Raw genomic sequence first — 17,294 nt, 5'->3', positions numbered from 1 at the left:
AGATTTTCGGCGTGTAAATTACGCAGATTTTACAGATTTTAAATCACTGTGATCTATTAATTTGTGGCAAAAAATTAAAATCCCAGAATCATTTTGGCAACTCCAAAATAGAGCATAATTCCAAAAACATCATTGGTTGTAGTAATAAACGGTCCAGTTGCAATCGCCGGGTCTATTTTATTTTTATGAAGAAAAAGCGGTACTAAGGTTCCTAATGTCGCAGCAAACATAATAACTACAATCATTGAAATAGATATCGCCATTCCTACCATGTATTGCTGGTACATTAGCGAATGATACCCCAATAAAAGAAGAGAAATTATACTTCCTGAAATCATCGAAACGGTAATTTCTTTACTGAAATAACTTTTACTGAATTCTTTCAGAGTTCCGTTTGCCAGACCCTGTACAACGATTGCTGATGCCTGAACTCCAATATTTCCGGCTGTTGCCGAAAGTAAAGGCACAAAAATAATCAGGGTTGAATATTTCTGAAAAGCAGTTTCGTTATCTTTTAAAACAAAAGATGCTACAATTTCGATCACCATCCCGATTAAAAGCCATGGCAGACGAGCTTTTGTCAATTCTAAAACGCTGTCATTTGATTCAACGTCCTGCGTAATACCCGCTGCTAACTGGTAATCTTTATCGGCTTCTTCCTTGATTACGTCTACGATATCGTCGATTGTAATTCTTCCAACCAAACGTCCTAGTTCATCCACAACCGGAATTGCCTCAAGGTCGTATTTCTGCATGATACGTGCGACTTCTACATCTTCTGTATCGACTCTTACGAAGTTTAATTTTCGGATATAAACGTCCCCAATTTGTGTTTTTGTTGAAGAAGTTAATAAGTCTTTAAGCGACAATCTTCCTTTTAATCGGTTTTCATCATCAACTACATAAATCGAATGTACTCTTGACACATTTTCGGCCTGAATTCGCATTTCTTTCACGCAGGTCAAAACGTTCCAGTTTTCGTTGACTTTCACAAGCTCTTTCCCCATCAAACCACCCGCCGTGTTTTCGTCGTAGCGCAATAACTCGACAATGTCTTTTGCGTGTTCCACATCGACCATTTCAGAGATAACCTCCGCTTTGATTTCCTGCGAAAGCTCGGCGATAATATCGGCCGCGTCATTTGTTTCAAGTTCATCAAGCTCTTCTGCAATCTCTTTTGGCGAAAGCCTGCTTAAGATGTTTTCACGCAGGTCTTCTTCCAGTTCAAGAAGAATCTCGGCGGTTTTATCACTATCTAAAACTTTGAAAATGTATGTCGCCTCGTCAAAATCTAATTCTTCAAGAATTTCAGCGATATCAGCGTGGTGAAGATCATTAAGTAAAATTTCAAGTTCATTGTCATTTTTCTTAACGATTAGTTCCTCTAATTGGTGGATAAATTCTCTGCTAACTTTGAACTCCATCGGCTTCTATTTTTTGAGTCAAAACAATAAATTCTTCAACACTTAGCTGTTCGGGACGTTTATCAAAGATAGTGTCTTCTCTCAGTTTGTCTGATAAATTAAATGTTTTCAAACTGTTACGTAATGTTTTTCTTCTTTGCTGAAAAGCTGTTTTTACAACCGTAAAAAATAACTTTTCGCCACACGGAAGACTATAATCTTCCTTTCGGGTCATTTTCATCACACCCGACTTGACCTTGGGCGGAGGAATAAAAACATTTTCGCTTACAGTAAACAAATACTCAGTATCATAGAAAGCCTGTGCCAGTACAGACAGGATTCCGTAGGTTTTTGATCCTTTTTTCTCGCAGATGCGCTCTGCAACTTCCTTTTGAAACATTCCTGAAAACTCCGGAATCTGATCTCTAAATTCTAATGTTCTAAAAACAATTTGAGATGAAATGTTATACGGGAAATTACCAATTATAGCAAACTGCTTGTTTTCGTAAATCTGGTTTATATTGTATTTCAGAAAGTCTTCTGAAATAATATTATCTTTTAATTTTGGATAATTTGCATCTAAATAAGCAACAGATTCTGTATCTATTTCAATTACCCGGGTATGAACTGGTTTGTCAAGTAAATATTTAGTAAGCACACCCATCCCCGGTCCTATTTCTAAAACCTCATCGTATCCTTTTAAGCTCAAAGTATCGGCAATAGCTTTTGCGATGCTTTCATCCTTAAGAAAGTGCTGTCCTAAATGTTTTTTGGCTTTTACTTTTTCCATTTTCTTACCTGTTTTGCCACGAGGCTGCAAAAGTATTCTTTTTAAAGCGAAGGGTCAAAGACTCTAGTATATATTTTTCATTTTTGCCACGAATTACACTCATTTTTACAAATTTCAAGTATAATAATCCGTGCAACCCATTAAATTCGTCAAATCTGTGGGCAATTCTGTATACTGAAAACCGAGACTGAGAAATAAAATTAATGTTCTGAAATAACCTCAAGCTCCGTTCTAAAAGTAAGCATTTTATCTGCAAATAATTCTAATGCTTCTCTGTCAAACTTGGGCTGATCTTCTAAATAATACTTTTCTAAAGTATCCTTGCTGTCGGTTATGTATTGTACAGAATAGGTAACTCCGCCCATTTCTTCTTCAACTAAAACTTTTACAATTCGCGCTGAAGAAAATTTTTGTGTCGCCAAAATCTCCGGTATGTGCTTTTCCTGCATCCATTTTAACCATTGATCGTGTGCACTTTCGTGTATATTGGTAGTAACGTTGAAAATTATCATTTTTTTTAAGGTTCTGAGATACTAAGGCGCTAAGGTTCTAAGTTTTTTTTAGAATCTTAAAATACATCTCATATTACTAATTCTTTTAATTCAATTGATAATTCCGAATAAACGGATAAACAAATAACCGATTAAACCAAATTATAAATTCTTGTCTCCTCTCAATTCTCGGTATTTTTTTCTGGCATCAACAAAGTAAATACTGTCCTGATGGTTAAAAATTACCTTTTCATATAAAGGCTTTGCCTTTTCTGGATCTTTTAATTCGTCGTTATAAATTTCTGCCGAGAAAAACAGCGCTTCATCTACATAAATTCCGTCGCTGTGATTATCTATTATCTGCTGATATTGGCTTAAAGCCAAAGGAAAATCCTTTTGACTTTCGTATATTTTACCTAAACGCAACAATGTTACAGCTTCGATTTCCTGTCCTTTAAAATTCTTTAAAACAGACTGAAACTGAGTAATAGCTTCTGGTTTTTTATTCTGATAAAGTAAAAAATCGCCTTTTGCAAATTGTTTCAAAGCTGTTTGTGTCGAATCAGCAGCGGTATTGTCATTTATCAGTAAAAAATATTCAAGAGCATCATTGGCTATTAATTGTGTGTTTGCCGATTTTAATTCTTTAAACTGTTTTAGAGCCCATTCAAAATCGCCTTTGTAATAACTTGTTTTTGCGGCTTTCAAACTGGCTTCATGCGACATGACATCATTCTTTAAATCCATTTGAATCTGCGAATAATAGATAAGCGCCTGATTGTATTTTTCTTCTAAAAGCAAAATATCTGCCAGCTCCATCTTTGCATCAGCCTGCTGATAAGCATTCAAATTTAATTCTAAAGCTCTTTTTACAACTGATTTGGCTTCTTCTGTCTTTTTTAAATTAAAAGCTAAAAAATGAGCCTGAATTAACTGCAAAGATAAGGTAAAAGGATTTATTTCGTAAGTAACCAGTAATTGCTGCAGTTCAGCAGTAATTGCGGGATAATCTTTTTCCTGTGCCTTATTGATTTTAATCTGCATTAAATTGGCATTGGTCTGAATTAGTAAATCCTGATCTTTTGTATTTTGAAGAATAAAGTTGAGAATTTCAGAAGCCGTTTCGGTGTCGTCTTCATTTAAAGCAAACTGGCTTAAATTGACAATACTGATTAAAGATTCTGGTTCGCGTTTGTAAATGGCTTTTTCCTGAATAAATGCCTTTGCAAATTCTTTCTGCTGAACATAAAACCAGCTTAAATAATGATTCCAAAAAACGTCCTGATCTTTTTGTGTTCGTAAAATCAGAGCTTTTCGCATGGCATCTTTAAAAGCTGTATTATCCGTTTCGCCATTCATAAAACGTGACAATTGAGTCTGAATCAAATTAGAATTTTGCTGATTTGTGTATGATTCAGTGAGTAAAAGATCAATCATCAAATCGGTTTTCCCCAACTGACCGTACAACATTCCAATCTGAAAATTGAAATTATAATTTGGCTGAACCTGCATTGCGGTTTGATACGCTTTTAAGGCATATTCTATTAAAACCTTTTTTTCAAAAGCATTTCCAACTCCGTAAACATCATTGGGATTGGTTTTGATTCTGTCAATTGCCTGTTCGTAGTAATTTTTGGCTTTAGATTCGTTTTTCTGCAATTGGTAATTATATCCCAATTCAACTAAAAACATGCCTTGTTTATAAGCATTATAACGACTTAAAATTGTTTTTTCAGCAAGATCAAACTGCTGCAGCTGCTGATAACAATCTATAGTTCGTAAAAAATATTGGGTATTGGATGGAGAACTTCTTAAAAGGTCTTCGTAAATGATTTTGGCTTTTTCAAAATCACCTTTGTCGTAGTAATTGTTGGCTAACTGTTCGTTTTGCGAGAATATAAAACCCGACCACAACAAAACGATATAGATAAAGATGTTTTTCATATTTCAGTTTTTAATGTGGTATTTTAAACAATTAAGAAACCTGACGGGTTTTAAAAGCCCGTCAGGTTTAACTCTAAATTACAAAAAATTTAGTTTATAATATCAAATCCGCAGTAAGGACGTAAAACTTCCGGGATTACGATTCCTTCCGGTGTTTGGTAATTTTCTAAAATTCCGGCCAAAACTCTAGGCAGCGCTAATGAACTTCCATTTAATGTGTGTGCCAATTGGTTTTTTCCGTCTTTGTCTTTGAAACGTAATTTCAAACGGTTTGCCTGAAAAGTTTCAAAGTTAGACACAGAACTAATTTCTAACCAGCGATCCTGCGCTGTAGAAAATACTTCAAAATCATAAGTCAAAGCCGATGTGAAACCCATATCGCCTCCGCAAAGACGTAAAACTCTGTATGGGAGTTTTAATTCTTTTAAAATACCTTTTACGTGTTCCACCATTCCGTCAAGAGCTTCATAAGATTTATCAGGATGCTCGATGCGAACAATTTCTACTTTATCAAATTGATGTAAACGGTTTAATCCGCGAACGTGCGCCCCGTACGAACCTGCTTCACGACGGAAACATGGCGTATACGCAGTTTGCAAAACCGGCAGTTCGCTTTCGTTTAAAATAACATCGCGGAATAAATTCGTAACAGGAACCTCAGCCGTCGGAATTAAATATAAATCATCAACTCCTGCGTGGTACATCTGTCCTTCTTTATCCGGCAATTGCCCTGTTCCGTAACCTGAAGCTTCGTTTACCAAATGTGGTACCTGAACTTCATTGTATCCTGCAGCTGTGTTTTTATCTAAAAAATAATTAATTAAAGCACGCTGTAACTTTGCTCCTTTTCCTTTGTAAACAGGAAAACCTGCTCCGGTAATTTTTACACCCAGTTCAAAATCGATGATATCGTATTTTTTTACCAACTCCCAGTGTGGCTGAGCGCCTTCGTGCAAAACCGGAATATCGCCTTCCTGAAAAACATTCAAATTGTCATCCGGAGTTTTTCCTTCGGGAACAATATCTGCCGGAAGGTTTGGTAAAGTGTATAATTTATTCGTTAACTCAACTGCCAAAGCTTCTGCTTTTTCGCCAAGTTCTTTGCTTTTTTCTTTTAATGTCGCTGTTTTTTCTTTTAAGATCGCCGCTTTGGCTTTCTCTCCTGCTTTCATTAATTCGCCAATGTCTTTGGATAATTTATTAGATTCAGACAAAGTATTGTCCAGCTCCACTTGTGCAGCACGACGGTTCTCGTCTAATTTCACCACCTCTTCAACAACGCTTTTAGCATCGATATTTCGTTTTGCTAAAGCCTTGATTACTTTCTCCTGATTTTCTCTAATAAATGCAATTTGTAACATAGCTTGTTTTTTATAACTATTGTATTTTTTAATAACGGAAGCAAATTTAATGAAATGTTTGCTAAGATTAGATAGAAAGTTTATTCTAAAGTTATTTCGTGAATTTCACAGAGATGCGCGAAGTTTTTGCAAAGAAGTACAGAGAGTTTTTGATCTATTCTTTAATGACTTTAAAAGTTTCTGCAGAATCTCCAAAAGTTACTTTTAAAACATAAAATCCGGATTCGAGTGCGATGATGTTAATTGTTCCTTCGCTGGTTTTTCCTTTTAAAACCGATTTTGATTCAAAATTAAAAAACTCAAAGTCGAAGTTTTTAGAATTAAGATTTTCTACAGAAATTGTTGTTTGTGCAGGATTTGGAGAAATGAACAGCTTAGTTTTAGATGATTTTTCTAACGGATATTTATTGCAGGCACTTTCTAAAAGGGCATCCAAATCGTTTTCATCGTAAATCTGAGAATAATTGAGTTCTTTTGCTTTTTGAAACAATTGGCAGGCTTCATCATATTTCTTTTGATCAAGATAAATAATCCCGAGATTTTTCATCGCATAGGCATTTTCTTTATTTGTCTCTAATGCAGCTTTTAAATCGGCAATTCCTTTTTTAGATTCTCCAAGTTTATGATAAAGCAAACCGCGAATTGACTTTAAATCCCGACCTCCATACGAAGGCCTTTTTTCTGGATTTTCTTTATCATATTGAAAAGCTTTCTCGATATTTTCAAATGCTTTTTTATATTCGCCCATTTCTGTCAATAACCTGGAAATCGCCCAGTATGATTGAGGTTGATTTGGTTTTTCTTTTATTATTTTTTCAAAATAATGGTACGCAAGATCGTTTATTTTTCTTTTTTGCAACAATGTTGCAAAGTTAAATAAAATGCGATAATCATCGGGTGCATTCCTAATTGCTTTGTAATAATAATTGAAAGCAAAACCATCCATTTCGAGCTGAGCATAAACGCTTGCCATTCGGTCGTAAAGTTTGCTTCTAAAAACGGCTGTTTTCTTTTGGGCAGAATCAGCTAGAACAAGATTTTTGTTTTTTGGATCTTTGTCAATCGAATATTCAACTTTTTTTAAATCTTCTATTGCCAAAGTATTATTTCCAAGACTAACTCCCAAAACGCCGCGATTGTATAAATCGTTAATATTGGCTGGATTAAAATTAGTTTTAGCATTAATATCTGTTAGCATTTTTAATGCTTTTTTGACTGATTCTTCACGGTCTTTAGCAAACGGTAGTTTATGATCTGTTCTTCCGGTCATTTTGCCGTGTGCAAAATTCCAGGTCACGAGTTTTTCGCCCTGATTATTATACTGAAAACAATCGCCGTCTTTTAATCCGTCTTTATCAAAATAAAAAACTTCGTTTAAATTTCCGGTTGGATAATAGGTTTTTGAACTATCGGTTTTTTTATCTGCGCCATACCAAATAGCAGCAGAAACAACCTGATTTTCATAAAAATAGCGCGTAACATTTTCTGACACTTCGTTTTGCTTTTCCTGAGCCAACAAGAAAAAAGGCCAAATCAGTAAAGCAAAAAGTATCTTTTTAAACATTTTTAAAATTTAATTGAATGCGAAATTACAGAAAACGATTCTGATCGTCTTTTTTAAAATTATACGTTTTTCCGTCAAACTTCAATTTTTGAAATTCTTTTTTGACTTTCAGATCGTTTTTTTTCTGAATATCGTTTTCCAGATCTTCTTCGGCAGCATCTTCATACGTAAAGATTTTTGAAACCAATATGTCATAAAAACCATTTGTTTCTGAATCCGAAAGGCTTATTCCCGTTTCTAAAGTCTCTATTTGATACGTTCCTGCTCCGTTCGAATCTCCGTTTGTCAACCGGATAGGATATTCGTAGAGAACTTTATGCATTTTTTTACCGTCAAAAGTTACGATTGTAAACTTTTCTTCAGAATACATTACAACTCTGCTGTTTGAATAAACTTCTGTACTTAAAGCAATTGCCTGAGTTTTTTCATTCAACTGTAATAAATCTTTTAAAATATAAGTTTTTGCAGCTCGTAAACCTTCATTTTCATAGTAACCAAGATTTTTATCTGTTTCTTCAGCCAGAATTTTTCCGTCTTCGTTATTTACAAAAACGTATTTTCTTTCGTAGAAATTGCCTAAATCTTCTTCTTTTGATTTTGCTTTCTGGCTTTTATGGGTAGTACAAATAACAAAAAAAGTTGTTTTGTCATTATAACGAATAGAACTTACATCTTCAATTTTAATGTTTGAATATTCGATGTTTAGATTTTCGGTGGTTTTTTTGAGCAGGCTCAAATCGAGTTCTTCAGAAGGCACAATGTCTTCGCTTTTTTTGAAAACCAGCTGTTCGACTGCTTTTGGGGTTTCAGACTGAACGGCTAACGATGGGGCGTTTTCGTCAATGATCTGTTTTTCGTTTTTTCCACAAGATAGAAATAGAAAAGCGCCACTGAGAATTAAGTAGGTTTTAATTTTCATTGGATTTGATTTTAAAATTAGGGGCTATCAAATATAAACTATTCTTAATTAGCTTTTTAAATAAAATCAAAAATTTAATAAAATTGATAAATTATTTATATTCTACCAATAATTCTCTTAATTCATTGGTTTTTAAAAACACTACAAATCTTCCGGCCAAAAGCAGCATATCTCTTTCTTCGGGTCTGATTCTTAGTTTTGTTTCGATGTGCGATGCGTATTCGTATAATAACAAAACTTCGCCAGCCGAAAATTCTGAAAATTTATCTTTTTGAAGTGTTGCTGCAATTATTTCTCCGTCTTTATTTTTTCTGAATGCACTTTCGCCGAATCTATTTACGACATCAGTTTTAAAATCAGTATATAATTTAAACCAGCCGGCAGAATCGTCATTGGTGTTTTTTAATTCTGTTAACAATTCTTCATATTTTTCGTCTTTTTCCATTTTTTGTAAATGGCTTCGAATGGTCGTAAAACCAATAATCTGATAATTCTTTGTTGGAATTTTATAGCGCTCAAAAGTATTTTCGACATCTTTATCAAAAGTAATGTATCTTGTTTGAACTGTATAAAGTGAAGCTGTTTCAAACAACGAAAGAAGTCCTATTTTTTTATCATTGATATAAGGCGTTTTTTTTCCTGGACCCAGACAATCAATAAAAAGTGCCTTTTTATTTTTGTCCTCAACTTTAGTATCAGCATGAAGTAATTCGACAAGCGTTTTATAACCCATATTATCTGATGCACCGCCATCGATAATACATAAAATTTTATCCTGATTTTTTATTCCGAATTTCACTTTTGGCAGAACTCCCGGAAAAGCAGAACTTGCCGTGATACCGTATGTAACCGGAAAATTGTAACCATCGTTGATTTTGTTTTCGTTCAAAACGAGATCAGCTTTATTCGGAGCGAGTGATTCATCAATTGCTAACCCTTTGATGATATGAGGCATAAACGGAATTCGTTCGCCGTTATTAAAAGCGGTTCCGTTTGCCACAAACATGGGCAAAGAAGGTTCTTTTTTACTTTCTTTTGAAACAAAAAAATCGGACAAAAGCATTTGAGTATCAAATTTGTCTTTGTTTGCAGGATTTGTGATATCGTATTGCAGAATGTCTGCATCGATGCGCTGTGTCATCGGAATTTTATCGCCTTTTTCGTTTCGGCTGTTATTTAAAAGTGATAAAATATTGGCCGATTTATCTACATAATCTTTGTAAGCATCGGCTTTTGAAAAATAAAATTCGTTAAAGGAACAGTTGTCGTTATGGAGTTTATTTTTAAGAACCGTTAAATAATATCCCGCCGAAAAACAGCCTCCGGAAACGGTTGAGTAATAATCGATTTCATTTAAAAAATTACGTTCGAGATAGTTTTCACTGATTTCTTCGAGCCCGAGGAGAACGCCCATGCTGAAAAACTGCGCGCGCGAGCCTCCGCCGGAAATTCCGATTCCCAGTGCAATATTTGGGTTTTGAAATTTTTGATCTCTTTCCTGAACCGATTTATAATCTGTTAAAGAAACCGCAGGAATCGAATTGTAATTGATCTCTGAAAAAAGGTTGATTTTGTTTTGAGAAATTGCTGTTTGTGCAAAAAGAACGAGCAAAACTGGGCAGTACTTAAATCTCATTTTGGCTATTTTAAATAGATAAATCACTCAAAGCGAAATTAATAAAGATATTGCAAATGCTGTGTGAAGATAGAAAAGATTAGCTAAATTTTACCAAAAAACCTCTGACCATTTGTTACTCTGCTTCTTTGAACCTTAAAAGTCTAAGCCCTTTTAATTTCATGCCCAACAAATTCTTCTAAAACGGCAAATATCTCTTCTACCGGAAGCGCTTCAAAATCAGGATGGTTTTTTAGGAAATCGGCATTAAGCTGAACCAGATTTTCATCCAATTCAAAAAATGCACTATTGTTAAGTAAATCTCTTGTCGGGTTTACACCTTCTAGCTTTCCTTTTAAAAATTTACCAATTTTAACCGAACTCAGCAGTTTGACTCTTTTTGACTGCGCCTGAAATAATTCTAAATGTTTTTCGGCACCAATTAAAGCCAAACCTTCTTCGATTAATTCGTTCAGTTCTTTATTCCAGCCTGAATTGTAGACAAACTGCGAAAAATTGCCAGCCGAATATTGCGAAGCATAATAATCTAAATAATAACTCAATAAAGCATCTTCGTGAATGAAGTCGTCGTTTACTTTTTCTTCGCGCATTAAATTAATTATCGAAATATTTGAATTGATAATGTCCTGCGGATTTTCGCTATTTGCTGCTGTTTCTGAAACTAATATTTTGCCGAATTCTTCCATTTGGTTTTTGTATTGAGATTTGTTTTGCAAAGTTGAGGGAAAAAATCAAATGATCCAGAATTAAATTAATAAATCCTTCGGCATGATAAATGTATAGTGTTAATTCTATTAACCAAAAACCACCAAAATCATGAAAAACACTATTTACAAAAGTTTATTATCATCTCTTTTAATTACCAATATCTGGTCAGTCATTATATTTTTTATTTATTTCTTCGAAGATCCGGGATGGTTTCACGGATTTGAAACGTTCGGATTTTTTTTATGGAGCTGCTGGATTAGTTCAGGACTTGGTATATTGATTATTTTACTTTCATTTTTAAAATTTTGGAAATCTAACCCTGCCAAAGTTTTTTTTCTTTTACCATTTGGTTGGTTTAATATTTTCTTTTCGATATTGGTTTTCATAACAGGTTGTTTTGAAATAGTTAGCCATGAAGCTTTAATCGAACTTTTGACTAATTTTACTATTTCAGTTCTAATTTTCTTTCGTACAAGAAAAATAATCAAAACCACTATATGAACTTCCCAAAAAACATAACTCTATTTTTCATCTTAGGAATTCTCTCCATTTTAGCCGGAATAATTTATGCCATAATCCTGATAACCGGAAATTCAGCTCAAGATGGATTATTAGGGATTTACATTTTAATGGGTTTAATTCCGGTTTTTCTTGTTTTGTTGATTGATCGATTATTGGTAAAAAGGTTTGGAAATGAAAAAGTCAATAAGGTTCAGTTTTCTTTTCTGTTATTTATTATACTTTTATGGATTGTTAGATTTATTGCTAATCTGTAGAACTTTTAAATACTACAAATGACCCCAACTTTTTTCGCAACCCAAGAAAAATTCAGAGAATGGTTAGAAAAGCATTACCAAAAAGAAACTGAACTTGTAGTTGGTTTCTATAAAGTAAGCACGAAAAAACCATCTATGACCTGGTCAGAATCTGTAGATCAGGCGCTTTGTTTTGGCTGGATTGACGGTATTCGAAAAACTATTGATGATGAAAGTTATACGATACGATTTACACCGAGAAAAAAATCAAGCATTTGGAGCGCTATAAATATTAAAAAAGTTGAAGCACTCACAAAAGCCGGATTGATGAAAGAAGCCGGAATAAAAGCTTACGAATTAAGATCTGAAGAAAGATCCAAAATTTACTCGCATGAAAATGAAGCATATGTTCTCGATCCGGAACTCGAAAAACAATTTAAAGCCAACAAAACAGCCTGGGAATATTTCAGTAATCAGGCGCCATCGTACAGAAAAGTAATAATTCATGTGATTATGAGCGCCAAGCAAGAAAAAACCAGAATTGCGAGATTAGAAAAAGCAATAAAATTTAGTGCCGAAGGAAAACGAATGTTGTAAATACTGTTGTTTTGATGTTTTATAAAATGTAATTTTATTCCGTTTAAAAAATCTCAGCTAAAAAAGAAAAGGAATGGAAGGAAGAAAAGCATTAGAATATTACGTTTTAGATGTGTTTTCAAACGAAAGCTACAAAGGAAATCCACTTTCGGTGGTTTTTACAGATGGCAATTTAAAACTGGAAACTTATAAAGATATTTCTAAAGAATTTGGCTATTCTGAAACCTCATTTGTCTATTATTCTTCTAGAGAAAAAGCGCTCATGGTACGTTCGTTTACCCCAACCGGAATCGAGATTGACGGTGCAGGACACAATTTACTAGGTGCGGTCTGCGGTGCTTTGCTAAAAGGAATGCCAATTTTTGACGAACAAAACGAAAGTGAACTTTTTGTAATCATGAAAGATTCGGCAATTCCGCTAACGGTTACTTTTGATCCGGTTACGTTTTATCCTCTTGTTCAAATGCATCAAAAATCGGCTGTTATTAAACAGGAAATTCCAACTTACAAAATTGCTGTAGCTCTTGGTTTAAAAATTGAAGATTTGGATGTAAACGCTTTTGTGCCAACAGTAGTTAAAACAGAAGTAGCACACACAATGGTTCCTATAAAAAACAGTGAGTTACTAAACAGCTTTGTTCCAGACAATAAACTCTTAATCGAAATTTCAAAAGAATATAATTTTGAAGGTTTTTATTGTTTTACCCCTGCCAATGAAGATCAGGAACATATAGTTGAAACGAGATTTTTCAACCCGATAATCGGAATAAATGAAGATCCGGCAACAGGAACAGCTGCGGGTCCCTTAATTGGTTTTTTAACACAAAAGAAATTCACTAAATCCGACAAAGAATATAAAATTCTTCAGGGCGTAAGGTTAAAACAAGCCTCAATGATTGAAGTTATGAATCGTGAGGAAGATATTTTGGTTGGAGGTTCTTCGATAATTACGATGAAGGGGGAACTTTATATATAAAAACTTTCTTTAATTATGCTCACTTTTGAAGAAGCCAGAAAAATTATTTCTGACAGATTAGTAGAGAATTCAAAATCTTTAGATGGTGATTCACTTGTTATTCTAGATCATCTTACTATTGAAAAACCGTATGGCTGGATTTTCTATTATGATTCTCAATTTTGGCATAATCAGAATCGGGACACCAAATATATATACGCCGGAAACGTACCAATACTTGTTGACAAACAAACAGGAAACCAAATACCTTGTAATTCTGGAAACAATGAAATAGCTTATGAATACGAGGAGAAAGAAAAAATGTGGAATCTTTTTTTTGACAGAAAGTAATCTTCTTGAGAAATCAAAACTAATAGCATTAAAAAACCATATTAAATTAGATTTGAATACCCTCAAAACAATAAAAGACAGCAAGATTTTTTGTTTAGACAGTGGTTCTGAATCCAGACTTAAAACACTACAAACTGATTTACAAAATATTAGTATAGACACTAAATTAATTTTCTCTCGAGATAATGAAGTGTAATGACTCTAAATAAAAAAGCTGCATCCAGAAAATGCTGCTTTTTTTATTTTTAAAAACTAATTAGTTCGTTTTCATCGGCGGTAAATCAAACGCTTTAGAATCGTGTTCGAATCCGTTTCTGTGGCCTCCGTCGCAAAATGGTTTGTTTGCAGATAATCCGCAACGGCAAAGTCCTAGTGCAGATCTTCCTTGTAATCCGTAAACAGTTCCTTCCGGATCCATGATTTCAAAATCACCTTCAATTTTGATTGATCCGTTTTTATTGATGATTAGTTTTGTCTTGCTCATAAACTTGTTTTTTGTTTTTTTCGGATGCAAAGATTGCGAAATATATTCTGAAGATTTTGATGCGAATGCTAGTTTAAACTGGTTCTATTTTAATTCTTAATTCCGCAGAGACACACAACGTTTTTTATTTAATTGCGTCCAGCTTTAGCTGGATGAAATTTATGATTGTCCTCAAGAGCGGCTTTAGCCAAACTATGTCTTTTGGCTAAAGCCAGATAAATTGACTTCTTATAACCTCCAGCTAAAGCTGGAGGCAATTGAATAACTTAAAAACTTTGCATCTCTGCGACTTTGCGAGATTCAAAAAAACCAAAAACTTAGCGAATCTCTGTGCTTTTTCTTCGTGCAACTCTGTGAAATTGCCTGCGAATCTCCATGTAATAATAAAATCTCAATTCTATTGCTTATTTTTGCACTCAATAAAATTGAGTTATGATACAAAATCCAAAGAGATATACTATTACTGCAGCATTACCTTATACAAACGGACCAATCCACATTGGACATTTGGCGGGGGTTTACGTGCCTGCAGATATATATTCGAGATATTTAAGATTGCAAAATAAAGACGTTGCATTTATCTGCGGAAGCGATGAACACGGTGTTGCAATTTCGATGAAAGCCAAAAAAGAAGGAATTACACCACAAGAAGTTATTGATAAATACGACGGAATTATCAGAAAATCATTTTCTGATTTCGGAATTTCATTTGATAATTATTCAAGAACATCTGCAAAAATTCATCACGATACGGCTTCGGAATTCTTTAGAACTTTGTATGATAAAGGCGATTTTATTGAAGAAGTTACAGAGCAATTGTACGATGCAAAAGCAAATCAGTTTCTTGCAGATCGTTTTGTTGTTGGAACTTGCCCAAGATGTGGTAATGACGGAGCTTACGGAGATCAATGCGAAAATTGCGGATCGACTTTGAATGCAACAGATTTAATAAATCCGAAATCGACAATTACAGGCGAAACTCCAATTTTAAAATCAACTAAACACTGGTTTTTACCTCTTGATCGTTACGATGCTTTTTTACGCGAATGGATTTTGGAAGGTCACAAAAATGACTGGAAAACCAATGTTTACGGACAAGTAAAATCGTGGATCGACGCAGGATTAGAGCCTCGTGCCGTAACGCGTGACCTTGACTGGGGAATTGATGTTCCGGTTGAAGGTGCCGAAGGAAAAAAATTATATGTTTGGTTTGATGCGCCTATCGGATATATTTCGTCTACGAAAGAATGGGCTGCACGCGAAGGAAAAGACTGGGAACCGTATTGGAAAGATGAAGAAACAAAACTGGTTCACTTTATCGGAAAAGATAATATTGTTTTTCACTGTATCATTTTCCCTGCAATGCTTAAAGCCGAAGGAAGTTATATCTTACCAGATAACGTTCCGGCAAATGAGTTCCTGAATTTAGAAGGAAACAAACTTTCAACTTCTAAAAACTGGGCAGTTTGGTTACACGAATATTTAGAAGAATTCCCAGATAAGCAGGATGTTTTGCGTTACGCTTTAACATCAAATGCACCAGAAACAAAAGATAATGATTTTACCTGGAAAGATTTTCAGGCTAGAAATAACAATGAATTAGTTGCCATTTTTGGAAACTTCGTAAACCGCGTTGTAGTTTTAACCAACAAATATTACGATGGCGTTATTCCGACGCCAAATGAATTTACAGAAGTTGATGAACAAACTTTAGCAGAATTAAAAGCTTATCCGGCTGTTATTTCTAGTTCGGTTGAGCGTTACAGATTCCGTGAAGCTTTAGGCGAATTGATGAATGTCGCTCGTTTAGGAAATAAATATCTGGCAGACGAAGAGCCTTGGAAAGTAATGAAAGACAATCCGGAGCGTGTAAAAACTCAAATGTATGTGGCATTGCAAATTGCTGCTGCATTGAGCGTTTTATCTGAACCGTTTTTACCTTTCACAGCTGCTAAATTGTCCAAAATCCTGAAAAATGAAGGGAAGCTAAAATGGTCTGATGTTGCTGAAAATGACGAATTAATTGCTGCAGGACATAAAATAGGAGAAGCAGAATTGCTTTTCGCTAAAATTGAAGACGAAGAAATACAAAAACAAATAGATAAATTGGAAGCTACAAAAACCGCTAACCTTGCCGAAAACAAACAAGCTGAACCACAGAAAGATATAATTCAGTTTGATGATTTTGCCAAAATGGATATCCGTATCGGAACTATTCTTGAGGCTGAAAAAATGCCAAAAGCAAACAAACTTTTAGTTCTTAAAGTTGATACCGGAATTGACGTTCGCACAATCGTTTCGGGAATTGCTGAGAGTTTTTCTCCGGAAGAAATCATCGGGAAACGTGTTTCTGTTTTAGCTAATTTAGCTCCAAGAGCTTTACGCGGAGTTGAAAGTCAGGGAATGATCTTAATGACAACAAATGCCGAAGGAAAACTGGTTTTTGTAAATCCTGATGCTGATGCGCCGAATGGAGCGACTGTAAACTAAATAAGTTTATTTCAAATAATATAAAAGAAAGTTATCGGTCTAAATCTCGGCAGATAACTTTCTTTGTTTTACAACACTTTCTTAAATAATCTTAAGCAATTAATATAATCTGAGAATTAATCTTTAATTTTGGGTATATAAAGAAATATTATGGACTTGACTGCGCAAATAAAAAAGAATTTAATATCAAGAATCAAAGATTCTAAAGATTTGAATTTTCTAAATGCACTACAAACTATTTTTGATTCATCTGAACAAGAACTTTATGCATTGTCAAATGACCAAAAAAAGGCAATTGAAAATAGTCGTATGGAAATTAAAAATGGGGATTTTCATAAAAATGAAGAAGTAATTTCTGAAATGAGAGAATGGCTAAAAAAGAAATAGTTTGGTCTTCTTTGGCTAAATTGCAATTACAAAATGTTCTTGAATATTATTTCATTAGAAATGAAAGCCCTGCTTACAGTTTAAAACTTTTAAATGAGATCGAAGATTTATTAGAAACACTTTCATATTCAGAATTAATTGGAAGGCTTACTTCAAATAAAATAACTCGTGTGATCTCTATGAAAGTGTACTTAATATTCTATGAGATAAATGCAAGTCAAATTGAAATAGTATCATTTTGGGATAATCGTCAAGATATTAAAAATAGAAAAGTGAAATAATCGACCCAAAGTTGATTAAGTTCTTTCTGAAAATCAAAACATTAAAAACATGAGAAATTTCTCATGTTTTTTACTTTTATATAAGTTTATAATTGTAAGTTTGTCTCGACAAAATATTTAAGAGGCTTTAAATAAAACTTATTAATTTACAATAAGCGAACCCTCGTTATGGTGCTGG

18 protein-coding genes are annotated in these 17,294 nt (G+C 34.0%); 7 read left to right on the top strand and 11 right to left on the bottom strand.

Annotated elements, in window-relative coordinates; genetic code table 11:
- Nucleotides 1–74: 74 nt before the first annotated feature.
- The 10 genes from mgtE to BUC29_RS21510 form a co-directional block, all read right to left on the bottom strand.
- Nucleotides 75–1,424: a magnesium transporter gene (mgtE, locus tag BUC29_RS08840; protein ID WP_073415389.1), complete on the bottom strand. Its 1,350-nt coding sequence runs from the start codon at nucleotides 1,422–1,424 to the stop codon at nucleotides 75–77.
- Entirely contained in the window at nucleotides 1,408–2,193 is a 786-nt protein-coding gene (rsmA, locus tag BUC29_RS08835) for a 16S rRNA (adenine(1518)-N(6)/adenine(1519)-N(6))-dimethyltransferase RsmA (RefSeq protein ID WP_073415387.1), read from the bottom strand. The genes mgtE and rsmA overlap by 17 nt, the downstream gene beginning before the upstream one ends.
- Nucleotides 2,194–2,393: 200 nt before the next feature.
- Complete coding sequence (locus BUC29_RS08830; protein ID WP_073415385.1) at nucleotides 2,394–2,705, bottom strand: DUF4286 family protein; 312 nt, start codon at nucleotides 2,703–2,705, stop codon at nucleotides 2,394–2,396.
- Between the two features lie 141 nt (nucleotides 2,706–2,846).
- Nucleotides 2,847–4,628 (bottom strand): tetratricopeptide repeat protein, encoded by a 1,782-nt coding sequence (locus BUC29_RS08825; protein ID WP_073415383.1) that lies wholly within the window; start codon nucleotides 4,626–4,628, stop codon nucleotides 2,847–2,849.
- Nucleotides 4,629–4,717: 89 nt separating this feature from the next.
- Complete coding sequence (gene serS, locus BUC29_RS08820) at nucleotides 4,718–5,989, bottom strand: serine--tRNA ligase (protein ID WP_073415381.1); 1,272 nt, start codon at nucleotides 5,987–5,989, stop codon at nucleotides 4,718–4,720.
- A gap of 154 nt (nucleotides 5,990–6,143) precedes the next feature.
- Nucleotides 6,144–7,553 carry a T9SS type A sorting domain-containing protein gene (locus BUC29_RS08815; RefSeq protein ID WP_073415379.1) on the bottom strand — a complete coding sequence of 470 codons (1,410 nt, stop codon included), beginning with the start codon at nucleotides 7,551–7,553 and terminating at the stop codon, nucleotides 6,144–6,146.
- A gap of 25 nt (nucleotides 7,554–7,578) precedes the next feature.
- On the bottom strand, nucleotides 7,579–8,472 hold the full coding sequence (locus BUC29_RS08810) for a hypothetical protein (protein WP_073415376.1): 894 nt from the start codon (nucleotides 8,470–8,472) through the stop codon (nucleotides 7,579–7,581).
- A 91-nt stretch (nucleotides 8,473–8,563) separates the two neighbouring features.
- The gene (locus BUC29_RS08805) at nucleotides 8,564–10,108 is read right to left on the bottom strand and encodes a patatin-like phospholipase family protein (RefSeq protein WP_073415374.1); all 1,545 of its coding nucleotides are present in this window, start codon (nucleotides 10,106–10,108) and stop codon (nucleotides 8,564–8,566) included.
- Nucleotides 10,109–10,251: 143 nt separating this feature from the next.
- Nucleotides 10,252–10,794, bottom strand: coding sequence for a DMP19 family protein (locus BUC29_RS08800; RefSeq protein WP_073415372.1), 543 nt, complete (start codon nucleotides 10,792–10,794; stop codon nucleotides 10,252–10,254).
- Nucleotides 10,795–11,028: 234 nt separating this feature from the next.
- Nucleotides 11,029–11,202, bottom strand: a complete 174-nt coding sequence (locus BUC29_RS21510; RefSeq protein ID WP_167369527.1) for a hypothetical protein — start codon at nucleotides 11,200–11,202, stop codon at nucleotides 11,029–11,031.
- Nucleotides 11,203–11,313: 111 nt separating this feature from the next.
- Between BUC29_RS21510 and BUC29_RS08790 the strand changes: the two genes are divergently transcribed.
- From BUC29_RS08790 to BUC29_RS08775, 4 genes are all read left to right on the top strand, one after another.
- The gene (locus BUC29_RS08790; RefSeq protein WP_073415368.1) at nucleotides 11,314–11,592 is read left to right on the top strand and encodes a hypothetical protein; all 279 of its coding nucleotides are present in this window, start codon (nucleotides 11,314–11,316) and stop codon (nucleotides 11,590–11,592) included.
- 18 nt (nucleotides 11,593–11,610) lie between these two features.
- Nucleotides 11,611–12,168 carry a YdeI/OmpD-associated family protein gene (locus BUC29_RS08785; protein WP_073415366.1) on the top strand — a complete coding sequence of 186 codons (558 nt, stop codon included), beginning with the start codon at nucleotides 11,611–11,613 and terminating at the stop codon, nucleotides 12,166–12,168.
- A gap of 73 nt (nucleotides 12,169–12,241) precedes the next feature.
- Nucleotides 12,242–13,144 (top strand): PhzF family phenazine biosynthesis protein, encoded by a 903-nt coding sequence (locus BUC29_RS08780; protein WP_073415364.1) that lies wholly within the window; start codon nucleotides 12,242–12,244, stop codon nucleotides 13,142–13,144.
- Nucleotides 13,145–13,159: 15 nt separating this feature from the next.
- On the top strand, nucleotides 13,160–13,474 hold the full coding sequence (locus BUC29_RS08775) for a YrhB domain-containing protein (protein WP_073415362.1): 315 nt from the start codon (nucleotides 13,160–13,162) through the stop codon (nucleotides 13,472–13,474).
- Nucleotides 13,475–13,730: 256 nt separating this feature from the next.
- Here the strand turns inward: BUC29_RS08775 and BUC29_RS08770 are convergent, their stop codons facing one another.
- A complete protein-coding gene (locus BUC29_RS08770; protein WP_073415361.1) occupies nucleotides 13,731–13,958 on the bottom strand; it encodes a CDGSH iron-sulfur domain-containing protein in 228 nt (75 codons plus the stop codon).
- A 432-nt stretch (nucleotides 13,959–14,390) separates the two neighbouring features.
- Here BUC29_RS08770 and metG point away from each other — a divergent pair, with 432 nt between their 5' ends.
- From metG to BUC29_RS08755, 3 genes are all read left to right on the top strand, one after another.
- Nucleotides 14,391–16,448 (top strand): methionine--tRNA ligase, encoded by a 2,058-nt coding sequence (gene metG, locus BUC29_RS08765; RefSeq protein ID WP_073415360.1) that lies wholly within the window; start codon nucleotides 14,391–14,393, stop codon nucleotides 16,446–16,448.
- Nucleotides 16,449–16,598: 150 nt separating this feature from the next.
- The gene (locus BUC29_RS08760) at nucleotides 16,599–16,835 is read left to right on the top strand and encodes a hypothetical protein (RefSeq protein ID WP_073415359.1); all 237 of its coding nucleotides are present in this window, start codon (nucleotides 16,599–16,601) and stop codon (nucleotides 16,833–16,835) included.
- Nucleotides 16,817–17,116 (top strand): type II toxin-antitoxin system RelE/ParE family toxin, encoded by a 300-nt coding sequence (locus tag BUC29_RS08755; RefSeq protein WP_073415358.1) that lies wholly within the window; start codon nucleotides 16,817–16,819, stop codon nucleotides 17,114–17,116. Before BUC29_RS08760 ends, BUC29_RS08755 begins: the two co-directional genes overlap by 19 nt.
- Nucleotides 17,117–17,294: the final 178 nt, after the last annotated feature.

Origin of the sequence: Flavobacterium defluvii (genome assembly GCF_900129555.1) — a bacterium.
Taxonomy (GTDB): domain Bacteria; phylum Bacteroidota; class Bacteroidia; order Flavobacteriales; family Flavobacteriaceae; genus Flavobacterium; species Flavobacterium defluvii.
Note: the sequence above shows the minus strand (reverse complement) of the source record. Positions and strands in the feature narration are given on the sequence as shown.